Origin of the sequence: Isobaculum melis (assembly GCF_900111355.1) — a bacterium.
GTDB classification, from domain to species: domain Bacteria; phylum Bacillota; class Bacilli; order Lactobacillales; family Carnobacteriaceae; genus Isobaculum; species Isobaculum melis.
On record NZ_FOHA01000001.1, the window covers coordinates 151,353 to 164,713 of the forward strand.

Annotated in this window: 11 protein-coding genes and 1 riboswitch; all 11 genes read left to right on the forward strand. The window is 35.9% G+C overall.

Going from position 1 to position 13,361, the window contains the following annotated elements; all coding sequences use genetic code 11:
• Positions 1-20 precede the first annotated feature (20 nt).
• The 11 genes from BMW29_RS00745 to BMW29_RS00795 all read left to right on the forward strand — a co-directional run bounded on the left by BMW29_RS00745 (position 21) and on the right by BMW29_RS00795 (position 13,348).
• Entirely contained in the window at positions 21-773 is a 753-nt protein-coding gene (locus BMW29_RS00745) for a tandem-type lipoprotein (protein ID WP_092649308.1), read from the forward strand.
• Complete coding sequence (locus tag BMW29_RS00750) at positions 766-3,252, forward strand: SA1320 family protein (RefSeq protein WP_092649309.1); 2,487 nt, start codon at positions 766-768, stop codon at positions 3,250-3,252. The genes BMW29_RS00745 and BMW29_RS00750 overlap by 8 nt, the downstream gene beginning before the upstream one ends.
• Before the next feature lie 169 nt (positions 3,253-3,421).
• The gene (locus BMW29_RS00755) at positions 3,422-3,793 is read left to right on the forward strand and encodes an iron chaperone (protein WP_092649310.1); all 372 of its coding nucleotides are present in this window, start codon (positions 3,422-3,424) and stop codon (positions 3,791-3,793) included.
• Between the two features lie 15 nt (positions 3,794-3,808).
• The gene (allC, locus tag BMW29_RS00760) at positions 3,809-5,044 is read left to right on the forward strand and encodes an allantoate deiminase (protein WP_092649311.1); all 1,236 of its coding nucleotides are present in this window, start codon (positions 3,809-3,811) and stop codon (positions 5,042-5,044) included.
• 15 nt (positions 5,045-5,059) lie between these two features.
• A complete protein-coding gene (locus BMW29_RS00765) occupies positions 5,060-5,659 on the forward strand; it encodes a GNAT family N-acetyltransferase (protein ID WP_092649312.1) in 600 nt (199 codons plus the stop codon).
• A 109-nt stretch (positions 5,660-5,768) separates the two neighbouring features.
• Positions 5,769-5,870: riboswitch (purine riboswitch) on the forward strand.
• A gap of 115 nt (positions 5,871-5,985) precedes the next feature.
• A complete protein-coding gene (locus tag BMW29_RS00770) occupies positions 5,986-7,443 on the forward strand; it encodes an NCS2 family permease (RefSeq protein WP_092649313.1) in 1,458 nt (485 codons plus the stop codon).
• Between the two features lie 268 nt (positions 7,444-7,711).
• The gene (locus BMW29_RS00775) at positions 7,712-7,951 is read left to right on the forward strand and encodes a helix-turn-helix transcriptional regulator (RefSeq protein ID WP_092649314.1); all 240 of its coding nucleotides are present in this window, start codon (positions 7,712-7,714) and stop codon (positions 7,949-7,951) included.
• Entirely contained in the window at positions 7,941-8,291 is a 351-nt protein-coding gene (locus BMW29_RS00780; RefSeq protein ID WP_092649315.1) for a DUF2178 domain-containing protein, read from the forward strand. The genes BMW29_RS00775 and BMW29_RS00780 overlap by 11 nt, the downstream gene beginning before the upstream one ends.
• A 160-nt stretch (positions 8,292-8,451) precedes the next feature.
• Complete coding sequence (locus tag BMW29_RS00785; RefSeq protein ID WP_092649316.1) at positions 8,452-10,323, forward strand: DUF2207 domain-containing protein; 1,872 nt, start codon at positions 8,452-8,454, stop codon at positions 10,321-10,323.
• 302 nt (positions 10,324-10,625) lie between these two features.
• A complete protein-coding gene (locus BMW29_RS00790; RefSeq protein WP_177165621.1) occupies positions 10,626-11,471 on the forward strand; it encodes a PRD domain-containing protein in 846 nt (281 codons plus the stop codon).
• Between the two features lie 17 nt (positions 11,472-11,488).
• Positions 11,489-13,348 (forward strand): beta-glucoside-specific PTS transporter subunit IIABC, encoded by a 1,860-nt coding sequence (locus BMW29_RS00795; RefSeq protein ID WP_092649318.1) that lies wholly within the window; start codon positions 11,489-11,491, stop codon positions 13,346-13,348.
• The last annotated feature ends 13 nt before the right edge of the window (positions 13,349-13,361 follow it).

Genomic DNA, 13,361 nt, shown 5'->3' on the forward strand with positions numbered 1-13,361 from the left:
TCAACGAAGAGGAGCAGAAAATGAAGAATAAAAATAAAATAACAGTACTACTTATTCTATGTTGTGTTTTCATGATTACTGGCTGTAAACCCGAAAAAGATATAGTTGGAGAAATTATGCCACTAGCTTCAGAGTATAAAAAACAACCAATTATGGAGTATTTTGAATTTCAGGATAAATTAGTGATTGTTTCAAACTCAGAGAAATTAAGAAACGATGAAGCTTCTATTGGTGAGGTAAGGCTATTAGTAAAAGGGATGGTATTGAAATATTATCCAGAAGATAAAAAAGCTTATGGAAAATATTATATTCGACGTTATTTGGATCCGGAAAATGAAATAGAGGAAATCCCTGTAATGTTGGATATAAATGGTTATCATGTGCAAGAGGGATATGAATTAACTAAAGAAATTAAAGATTTTAAATTTATGTTCGAGGAAGTTTCATTCTCGCAAGAGTATTTCAAAACTTTAAAAATAAAGGAATCTGACTATGATTTTGAAGTTCCTAGTTATTCGGTTACTTATCTTTTAGCAGATGAAAATAAGGATTTAGTAGAGTATCTAGGGAATAATAATTTGTTAAAACATGGCTCTGGTTATTCTATAGAATTTAGTAAAAAAGGGAATTATTATGATGGAGGGGAAGTAGAACTGAAAATCGAAAAAGAAGGTGAAGCTTATATTTTAGAGTCATTTAATTATGGTGTGAGCGAAAAGGGAATAGATTATAAAGGGCAATTTTTAGGAGAGGAGTCAGTCAAAAATGAGTGAACAAAAGAAGTATAATCCAGAAGGTGAAGGTACAAGTACTACATCAGAAATAAGTTATGTAATTGAAAAAATGCTTGTAAGAGGCAATACTCAAGAGGAAATTGAAGAGTATATTCAAGTGCAAAAGGATAAAGAGGGTTTCCCACCCCACCTCCAATACCAAGACAGCTTCTACGACCCCAAAACCGGTGTAGCAGGTTGTGCCTTCCTAGACACTAGAACCGGCCAAATGATTATCGGCTACCCAGGCACAAATGTCAAAGCAGATGGAATGAAAGATATTCTCACAGACCTCAGCTTAGCTATTGGTAGCCAAGGTCATGTTTCAGAAGCTGTTAAATTCTACGAAAGACTAGCCAAAGAAGGCTACCCAATTGTGCTAACAGGACATTCTCTAGGTGGGAATATCGCTGTACTAGTCGCATTAATTACCAATAATCCAATGACAGTTACTTATAACGGTGCACCTTTAACCGCATCTAATGCTATTGAATTCCTTGCTGGATTATTAGGAGATGATGCTCTTGCACTTAAAGCCCTTCTAAAAGCACCTGGTAATGCTAACCTTACGATTCTTAATCAATTAATTGAACATTTTTCAGGTAATGTGATTCGATTTGTTTCTGATAAAGATATTTTAAATAATTCTGTTGGCTTAGTAAATGCATTATACATAGGAAATGAGTATGTTCTTTATAATAAAAATCCCCATGATATGTCCCATTTTTTAAATGAAGATATCCAACTTTATTTAAGTAAAATTATTGATATGGAGCAACATAAAACTGTTTATGAAAATATCAATGTTGATGTAGATGGTGATGGGAAAACGGATGTTACGCGTTCAGCTCGTCAATTAATAGTGAAAAACTTATTAGGAACCCCAGGCGGAAATGCTACTGGGAGTAGTGAAAAAATTCAAATTAATCCAGATGCACTCATTCATCTTAGTGTGAACCTTAAAGTCATGGCAAATGATGATTTGTTATGGGCTGATAAAAATGTCTCAGTTTGTGCGCGTAAAAATGAAGCCATAGAAGGCTCTTTTGAGACAAGAAGAAATAGACTGAATGAGTCTGTAATTGAAGGCTTGGAGAGCAGTGGTTTAGGCTCTTTATTAACAGCGATAGATGATTCATTTGGTGAAATGAAAAATCAAAAAAGCATTTTAGAAACCTTATCAGATTTTAATCCATATGATATTACGAGAAAATTTGATTCATTGGGAGTCAGTGGCACTGTGAAATGGTTTAAGGGTGGAGTTGAATGGACTTTTAGTGATGTCGGTACATTTGGCGGACAGCTAAGAGAGTTAATGGAGGCAAGTTATACTCTTAAACATAATGTGAATATGACGGATGCACTAGAAGAAACTTATAATGGCACCATTTACCGTCATGAATCTATTTCTGCAATTTCAAAGGCACTGGTTGCGATTACAAATTCTTTAGAATCAAAAATCAAAAAAGCTTTTGAAGGAATCGGATTGAGAGATAGTAAAGAAGATGGCATCACACAAGCCCTAACAGATGTCTTTGAGGTTGAGCATAAAAATATTTCTGAATTAAAGCGGGCGCTCAGCAGTGTCAGTGAATTAACTGCAGCCATTGCAATTAATTACGAAGAAAGAGATCAGTGGTTGAAACAATCGATTGAAAATGGTGAAATGACCGCTACGACAAATGTACATGTGCCAGCAACATATGAAGCATTTCTGGAAGAAACAGCTATTTTTGATGATGTGAAAAATGTCTTACAGGCATTTGATGAACAAGTAGAAGAAAAAAGTAAGCAACTCAGCAATGAAATTGCTTCATCCTATACGGATATTTTAACGCAGGTAGAGGCGCAAACAACAGTCATTCGCGAAGGGATGAATACCTTTAAAAATCTCATTACAGCATTATTAAGCGAGATGAGTCTAGACATTACCTATGAGGAAAGCCCGACCATTTCTTATCATCCAGATAGTGAATTGTCACGAGATCAATCAAAACAACCACTTGAAAAGCAAAGTGTTGGTCGTTTAGAGGACCACTTTCCAGCAGAAGTACGAGAAGCAATTGAAGATGCTGAGCATAAAATTTTACCATTAATTGATATATTCAATGCAGCCTTAAATGCTTGCCAAACCTTTCATCAAGGGGTTCATTCAATGGAAAATTATTTAAAACCCGTGATAGAAAAAGGGGTTTATACTGCTTTTGATTTAGATGAAATCATTCAAGTGCAGCTATTGACCAGTGAAGTATTAAGCCGAATGTTTACAGAGCTGATGAATTTAAGTGATGATTTAACTCAGGATAATTTAGGAAGTGCCATTACAAATTTAGCGACAAGAATCAATGATGCTCGAACCTTACTGGTTTATTTTAACGAAATGATTCAAAATTGTTTTGGTACACAAGTTAGCAATACACAGAAACCTAAAGGAAGAGTTCGTAGCACAGGAAAAAGCAGGTATGCTGGAACGTTTTAAATGTAAATCTTACATATAATGCACAAAAATTGAATCACTAAAGCGCGCAAATGTCGATTTTAAATAGCTGACATTTGCGCGTTTATTTGTTGGTTACACAATTTTAGTAGTTTTCGTAGGTTCATGCTATAATCAAACCAACTAAAAAAACGATTTAGGGGTGGGGAAAATGGAAACATTTGCTGACTATTTAGCAACAATTGATCAGGAGGACCATCGTGCACGAACAGAAGAGGTCTTAAACTGGGTAATGGAAAAATTTCCTGACTTAAAAACAAAAATTGCGTGGAATCAACCGATGTTTACAGATCATGAGACCTTCATTCTTGGCTTTAGTGTTTCTAAAAAACATCTAGCTGTCTCTCCAGAAGCTGCTGGCATCACACATTTTTCAGAAGCTATCCAAAAAGCTGGCTATGACCATACAAAGAATTTATTGCGTTTTCCTTGGGAGCAACCGATTGATTATTCCTTACTTGAGCAAATGATTCAATTTAATCGCTTAGATAAAGCGGATTGCTCAACTTTCTGGCGTAAATAAAAGAAGGAGGACAACATGTTTTCATTAACTGAAAAAGAAGTGCAAGCACAAATTGAAGCATTCGCTCAATTTGGCGCAACACCAGATGGTGGCATCACACGTTTACTTTATACAGAAGAATGGCTTGCTGCCCAACAATTTTTACAGCAACGACTCGCGTCAATTGGGATGAGCACAAGGTTTGATGAGGTGGGGAATTTATTTGGCCGCATTGAAGGGACAAAATATCCAGCTGAAACAATCCTTTCAGGTTCACATATGGATACCGTTGTAAATGGCGGAAAGCTCGATGGCCAATTTGGTATCATCGCAGCTTATTTAGCCATGGAACAGCTGATTAAGACTTATGGGCCACCGCTTCGTTCACTAGAAGTCATTTCAATGGCTGAAGAAGAAGGCAGTCGCTTTCCTTTTAATTTCTTTGGTAGTAAAAACCTATTTGGTGCTGTTAAGCAACAAGAAATTGCAGACTTAACCGATATTCAAGGGGTTACATTCGAGGAGGCAATGACAACAGCTGGCTTTCAGCTTAAAGCTTCAGCACAACCAGCAAGATCAGATATTCAAGCTTTTCTTGAGCTGCATATTGAACAAGGAAAAATATTAGAAACAGAAGAAAAGACGATTGGCATTGTGACCAGTATTGTTGGCCAAAAATGTTATACCATTGTCTTAAAAGGAGAAGCCAATCATGCAGGAACTACCCCCATGTCTTATCGGAAAGATGCGCTTGTTGCCTTTAGCACAATTTGTGTTGAAGCGACTGCAAAGGCAAAATTACTAGGCGATCCTTTGGTGCTCACTTTTGGTCAAGTCATTCCTAAACCCAATGTGACCAATGTTGTGGCAGGAGAGGTTCATTTTACAATGGATTGTAGACACACAGATGAAGCAACCTTAAATCGCTTTACTACTGAAATTGAAAAGGATATGAAAAAAACTGCTCAGGCTATGGGATTAATGATTGATATTCAGCTAAGAACTGATGAAGCGCCTGTTCAAATGGATGCAGCTTGTGTTGCGTTATTGCAAAAGTCTGCAGAGAAGCTACAGCTGCCATCGCGTTTGATGCATAGTGGTGCAGGACATGATGCTGAGATTATTGCAAAATTTGTTCCCACAGCCATGCTATTTGTACCAAGTATTGGCGGAATTAGCCATAATCCAGCAGAGGCAACAGCGCTAAAAGATTTGATGGCAGGAATCGAAACCCTTGCTACAGCTTTATATGAATTAGCTTATATCGAATAGAAGGAGTGAACAGATTTGCTAGATAAAACGATGCCGCATATTGCTGTTTTGATGACAAAACGAGATGTAGCGAATTACCCGATTTATTCACTTCCAGCTGGCTATCAATTTTGTGGCTATCAGCCAGGTGATGAAGAAGCTTGGGCAGCTTTACAAGTAGCTGTTGGACAGATGGAGAATCAAGCTACAGCTAGACAAATTTTTCAAGAAGTGTTCCTTTCAGTTGCAGCAGAAGAGCAGATTACTAAAAAATGTTTATTTGTTAAAAATCAAGCAGATCAAATCGTGGCAACAGCTTCTTTATGGCATGGGGAACACTTTGGTACCAGCATGCAACGTATTCATTATGTCGCTGTAGCTGAACAGGAAGCTGGAAAAGGCATTGCAAAAGCGATGCTCACAAAGCTTTTGAACCTTTATCATGAATTAGGCTTACAACAAGAATTTCTTTATCTGACCACACAAACAGAAAGCTATGTCGCCATTCAGCTTTATTTAACATTTGGTTTTGTTCCTTATTGTGGCGTGAAACCACCAAATTTTAAATTGGCTCATTATCAAGAGCAAACACCAAAAGCTTGGGCGATGATTCGGGCTAAAATAGAAAGTAGATAACAAATTTTTAAAATAAAGCTTAAAAACGAACGTTTTTTTTGTTAAGATAAAAAATGTTTGCTTTTTGTTCTGAAACCTCTTGTTTTATCCCCTCCTATCCAGTATACTTAAGGAGAAATGAAATCATACTAATATAATCTAAGCGATATGGGCTTTAAGTTTCTACCGAACCACCTTAAATGGTTTGACTATTAGTTGATAGAAGATCCTCTCTTAAATGAACTGTGTAAGGGACTGTTTTCTATTCAATTAAATAGTCAGAAACAGAACAGCTAGCATATTTTGCTAGCTGTTTTTAGCTCCTAACGATTAGAGAAGGAGAGAACATGGAAAAGTTTTTTAAATTGAAAGAAAATGGTACAAAAGTTTCAACCGAAGTAATGGCAGGATTTACGACTTTCTTTACAATGGCTTATATTTTATTTGTTAATCCAGCAATTTTATCTTTAACCGGAATGCCTTCTCAAGCAGTCTTTCTAGCAACCATTATTTCTGCAGCAATTGGTACGTTAATTATGGGTCTTTTTGCAAATGTTCCTTATGCACAAGCACCAGGAATGGGCTTAAATGCTTTTTTCACCTATACAGTGTGTTTTGCCTTAGGATTTACTTGGCAGCAAGCATTAGCTTTGGTCTTTTTATGTGGCTTGATTAATATTTTAATTACTGTTACAAAATTTAGAAAAAGTATTATTAAAGCCATTCCAGTAGGCTTACAGCATGCTATTAGTGGTGGTATTGGTGTATTTATTGCTTATGTTGGGATTAAAGGCTCGAGCTTTTTAAATTTTGTTTCAGATTCAACTAGTTTGATTTCAGTTAATGGACAGTCTTACAGTCCAGAGTCAGATTATGGTCAAGTAACAGGAGCGGTGACAGGTGGCGGTGTTGTACCAGAGCTAGCGAAGTTTACCAATCCAGCAGCCTTACTTGCATTAATTGGGTTAGTTTTAACCATTATTTTATTAATTTCAAATGTAAAAGGTGCGATTTTAATTAGTATTGTGATCACGACTATTATTGGGATTCCAATGGGTGTTGTTGATTTTTCTCAAGCAAGCATTTCAGCAGATTCTTTAGGGAATTCATTTGCTGATTTAGGTGTGACTTTTGGTGCAGCCTTTGGTCCAGATGGGATGATGTCCTTGTTTAATGATGCATCTCGTTTGCCATTAGTCATTATGACGATTTTTGCGTTTAGTTTATCTGATACGTTTGATACAATTGGGACCTTCATTGGTACTGGTCGTCGTACAGGTATCTTCAGTGAAGAAGATGAAAAAGCACTTGAAGACAGTAAAGGTTTTAAATCAAAAATGGATAAGGCCTTATTCGCAGATGCGATTGCGACTTCAGTAGGGGCAATTTTTGGAACATCTAATACCACAACTTTTGTTGAAAGTGCAGCGGGAATTGGTGCGGGTGGACGTACTGGTTTAACCAGTGTTGTGGTGGCAATCTTATTCTTAGCAAGTAGCTTATTAGCGCCAATTGCTGGTCTTGTACCATCAGCTGCCACTTCTCCAGCATTAATCGTTGTTGGTGTGATGATGATGTCTTCCTTCACAAATATTAAATGGGATGATTTAGAGGAAGCGATTCCTGCCTTCTTTGCTTCAATCTTTATGGGTCTTGCTTATAGCATTTCATATGGTATTGCAGCTGGCTTTATCTTCTATTGTCTAATCAAGATTGTGAAAGGCAAATTCAAAGAAATTCATCCAATTCTTTTAGGTGCAACAGCACTCTTTATTTTAAACTTTGTGATTTTAGCCATCCTTTAGTCGACATTGTTCTTCAGGGAAGAGCTGAACTAGAAAGCACAAAAATAGAAACACCTTTATTAGCTTCATTGAAAAATGAAGAAAATAAAGGTGTTTTTTTAGTATAAAAATGGTCTATTCAAGCGAGATAAAAAGAGATTTTTAGTAAATTCAACTTAAAAAATTGATCATATTTGTTTACTAATTTTAAAGTTTAAATATCTTTTGTATAAGTTTGCTTTACTTTTTGGTGACTTTAATTTATAATCAATTTACAGGAGGTGGTTAGATGAAAAAAGATTTTGATGATGGGATCAATAATAAAGTTTATGAATTTAGAGTGTTAGCGCGTTTATCCCAGCAGGAACTAGCTGATCAAATAGGGGTATCTAAACAAACTATCTTTGTCATGGAAAAAGGAAATTATGTCCCCTCATTATTATTAGCTTTTCGAATCGCTACTTATTTTAATGTGGAGATAACTGAAATTTTTACTTATGAATTAGGAGGAACAACAAATGAAAATTAAAAGTTTAAGTGATTTACCAGGTGCTTTATTTTACCCTTTAAAGGAATGGACAGAACAATCTATTGGGAATTTCAATCTTTTTATTGGATTAGGTTTCTTATTTATCATGGCCAGTGCGGCTTTGGTTCTATTTTATACAGTAAAAATTGGCAAATCAGATGAGCGAACAACCAAAATAAACTTAACCAGCTGTTATTGTATGCTCATGTCAATTGTTATCTGTGATATCATCTTTCCAAAAGATTATCTAATCAATCAATTCTTTATGCTAAAATATGGCATTGCCTTTTTTGTCAGTGGCATCTACTTATTGATACAATATCGAAAAGATTTTAAATAGTAGAGAAAATCAGGCGTATGAACCACAGAATAGTTTGCAAAATGAAGTCAATAATTGTGCTGTTATGTAGTTAGCTTTACTGCAATAAACATTGATTCTATCTGGAAACTATGGCATATTTAAAGTAGCTTATTGAAGAAAAAGTCGAGGAGTGAAATAAATGAAGAAAAAATGGTTGTGGTTCACGCTATTATTTAGTTGCCTATTATTTATCCATCCAAGCAGTGTTTCTGCAGATGAATTTAATGTTCTAAATTATGATATTGATATTCAGCTTCAAGAAGATGGCAGTGCAGATGTGGTTGAAAAAATAACTTATGAATTTGATGGCCACTTTAATGGTGTCTTTTTTGACTTAGAGACAATTGGATTACCAGATGTAACAGAATATGAAGTTTCTGTTGCAGACACTGAGGATGGCAAAGGTGCAGTTCCTTTTAAGGAAGCATCAACAGAAGCAGTGGGTACTTATACGGCGAATTATGAAAAAGGAATCTTACATTTTAAGGTTTTTCAGCCATCTGATGATCAAAAGCGCACCTTTATTTACCAATATAAAATGAAAGATGCTGTTACTTCTTACAAGGATACAGCTGAATTTAACCGCCGTGTGGTTGGTTCAAATTGGGAGCAAGAAATAGAGCATGTTTATGTGACCATTCGTTTACCAAAACCAGTAGCAGATGCCGATGATTTAAAGGTTTGGGCTCATGGTTCACTAAGAGGACGCTCAGAACGCTTATCTGATCAGCAAACTGTCACATTAGAAGTGAATGGAAATTCTAGCAATCAATTTGTCGAAGCCCATGTGATTTTCCCAACATCCATTGTGCCAGCAAATCAAAATATTGTGAACAAGGAAATGAAGGAAGAAATTTTAGCAAAAGAAGCGAAAATGGCTGAAGATGCCAATAATAAGCGTAAATTCTATATGTATCTTATTTATGGCTTGTGTGGGTTAGGCATTGTCATTGCAGTTGCTGCAACCTTCTATGTTAGAAAAAAAGTTGGCAAAAAAGCAGTAACGACTTTACATCAAGAGCATTTATATGATATTCCAAAAGATGTATCCCCAGCAGTGATGCATCAATTATTAACCAGAAAAGTGCCAGGCAGTCGTGAAATTACGGCAACCATGATGGATTTAGTCAGAAAACGTTGGTTAACAATTACCGAAGAAGAAGTGGTAGACACAAAATTTCTGAAAAAAAATAAAAGCAAAGAAACCTATCGCATTGCTTTATCAGGCATGGAAGGTATTCAGCCTATGTTGGCTCACGAAAGCTACTTAGTTGATTGGTTGATTAAGATTATTGGTAATGGTGAAAGTGTGCTGCTAACTGAAGTTGAAGCTTATGGTAAAAAAGATCAGAAAAAAGCGAAAAGATTTATGAATCGTTTTCAAACTTGGCAAAAAATTGTGAAGAAACAAGCGGACAAAGAGCAATTTATAGATGCTAAAGACTCAAAATTTAAAGCTATTGTGATGGGAGTAGGCATGGCGCTATTTATTTTACTGATGATTGTCATGGTGATAACAGGCCTCCAAGATGCCTTTTACCCAATTCCATTTATTGCGATGGTCGCTGTCTTTATTCTATTTTGTATCCAATGGGCTAAATTTTTCCCGATTTATACACAAAAAGGTGTCGATGAAACAGCAAAATGGTTCGCCTTTAAACAAATGCTGATTGATATTAGTCATTTAAATATGGCTGATGTTGGTTCAATTGTCATCTGGGATCATTATTTAGTTTATGCGATTTCATTAGGTGTCTCAAAAGAAGTGATTAACGCACTTAAAATGAATTTCCCACAAGCAGAGATTGATCACATGATGATTGCCCCTTATTACTTTGGGCCAATGGGCTTCCATACAAGCAATGCCTTTAGTAATAGCTTTGAAAGTAGTATCAATCATGCAGTTGGTAATGCCATTACGAATGCTAGTAGTTCAGGCGGTTCTGGTGGTGGCTTTAGTGGTGGTTCGTCCTTCGGTGGTGGAGGCGGCGGCGGTGGCGGAGCCTTCTAAAACGATAGGTCTCCTCATCTGAAAAAGTACTGAAAGTCCCTATTTTACTGAAAAAGTGAAGGAGGGACTTTTGTGCTATTAAATCATTTGCCCTATTGACACCTTAGAAAATATCCATTACAATGAACACGTAAACGGTTACATATCAGAGGATTTGTTACGGATAATGCCGGCATGACCTAAATAAAGTATCTTACGAGATATTTTATTTAGGTCTTTTTTCGTATCAATGAGCTTGATAAAGGAAAAAATAAGGAGGATTCTTTATTGTTTCACGATATTTTTAGCAAGGGGTGAGAATGATGTTAGTAGAGCAAAGAATCAATAATAATGTTGTTTTAGCTAATGAAAATGGCGAAAAACTGATTGTGATGGGAAAGGGTATTGGCTTTAAAGTTTATCCCAAAGATTTGGTAAAGAAAAATTTAATTGAGCAAACCTTTATTCCAAAACCAGACAGTGATTTTCGCTATATGGTTGAAATGCTAAAGGGCATTCCAATGGATGAGCTAAGTGTTTCAAAACAAATTGTTGATCAAGCTGAAAAGCTATTAGCAACCAAACTATCTCCTAATTTAGTGGTCACATTATCAGATCATATTCATTTTTCTTTACAACGATTCGCTGATAACATTCATCTGATTCATCCTTTAGAATGGGAGATTATGCAATATTATCAAAAAGAAATGAAGGTAGCAGAAGAAGCTTTAGCAACCATTAATCTTCAATTAAAAACCAATTTACCACCTTCAGAAATTTCTTTTTTAACCATGCATTTTGTCAATGCACAGCTGGATTTTTCGGAAAAATATGAATCTGGTGAAATGACCGAGATGATCATGCAAATTGTTAAAATTATTATGTATCATTTTCAAATTACAATTAATCAACAAACCAACACCTTTGCTAGATTTGTGACACATTTAAGATATTACCTTATCAGACAATTGAAGCAAGAACATGATCAAAATAAATTAGATAGCGAGCTGATTCAGATAGTTAAAATGAAATATCCAGCGGAATACCGCTGTGCAGAAAAAATTGCAGACTATCTCGAAAAAAATTATCAGTCTCATTCTACAGAAAATGAGTTGGTGTATCTCTCGCTGCATATCAATAGATTGGTGATTGAAAATCAAGCAAAATGATAAATGGAGGCCAGACTATGTCTATATTAGAACAGGCTACAGAAATATTAACAGCTGTTGGTGGAGATAAGAATATCATTAGCCTAACACATTGTGTAACACGCTTACGTTTTGTATTAAAGGATGAAAAAAAGGTTGATCAAAAACGAATTGAGCAATTACCAGATGTTTTAGGTGTTCAAAAAAATGCAGGACAATATCAAGTGATTGTTGGTGCAAAAGTTGAAAAATATTATGGAGAATTATTGAAGCTAACCAATGGTGCTTTTAATACTGAAAGTGAAGAGCAACCAAAAAAAGCAGGCTTTAATGCCTTACTAGAAACATTATCTGCTATTTTGATTCCTAGCTTACCACCTGTTATCGGTGGTGGGATGATTAAAGGCTTTCTCTTTATGTTTTGGCAGTTTGGTTGGTTAGAATGGGGCAGTCCTGTTTTTGAAATATTAAATATTATTTCAGATGGGATGTTCTATTACTATCCATTCTTACTGGCAGTGAGTGCAGCAAGACGCTTTAAAACAAATGAATATATGGCACTGGCTTTAGCGGGTACGTTGATGTATCCCTCTATTCTGCAAGGTGCTACAGAAGGAATTAAGGGCTTACCTTTATTCAACTTGATTACGGTCCCTTATATTGATTATAGCTCTTCTGTTATTCCGATTATCCTATCAGTTTGGGTGATGAGCTATATCTTTAGATTCTTCAAAAATAGAATACCTGATTTAATTAGTACTATTTTTACACCGATGCTCACTTTACTCATTATTATTCCAATTGAATTGATTGTTTTAGCACCTGCTGGTTTTTATGTAGGGGAATATATTGCCAAAGGAATGCAGGTACTGATTGATTTTTCACCAATTTTATCAGGCTTTGTGATTGGTGCAACTAGACCATTTCTTGTTTTAACGGGAACCCATCATGCAATGCGAGCGATTGTTCAGCAACAAATTTCAACTTATGGCTTTACAACAATTGGGGCAATGAACTATATGAGTGTCATTGCACAGGCATCAGCAGCACTTGGCGTCTTTTTAGTTACAAGAAATAAAAAAATGAAAAATATTTCCTTTAGCTCAACGATTTCAGGTTTTTTAGGTGTTACAGAACCCGCACTCTATGGCGTTATTGTAAAATATAAAATCGCCATGATTGCCACCATGATTGGTGGTGGGGTTGCAGCAGCCATTACAGCACACTTTGGTTCTGCTGAATATGCTATGGTTATGTCCAGTATTTTAACCATTCCAGCCACCTTTGGTAAAGGCTTCATCGGGATTGTCATTGGTTTGCCTATTGCGGCAATTGTCACAATAGGGATTATTCTTTTAGGGAAAAAATCGATTATCAAACAAGATGAACCTGAAGCTAATCCAGCAGAATTGACTACCGATAAAGAAGTAGCTAATCAACGTACCATTGAGCTTGTCAGTCCTGTTACAGGAGTTGTTCAATCACTTTCAACACTGAGCGACAAAACCTTTGCAAATGAGGTCATGGGAAAAGGAATTGCAATTGAAGCAGAGGAAGATTGTATCAAATCACCGATTAATGGGAAAGTGAATGCCGTCTTTCCAACAAAGCATGCAATTGGCTTAGTTGATGAAAATGGTGTAGAAATTCTTTTACACATTGGTATTGATACAGTTAATTTAAAAGGACAATACTTTGATGTCGCGGTTAAACAAGGGGATACCATTCAAATTGGGGATACTTTATTAAACTTTAACCAAGCTGCAATTAAGGAAGCAGGCTACAATGCAACAGTCATTATGATTGTGACAAATAGTCAAACTTATCTAGAAGTTTTACCAAGTAAAGAAGCTGGTGAAATTACAAATGGTGACAAATTATTAACGATATTAGCGTAACCAATCATGAGGA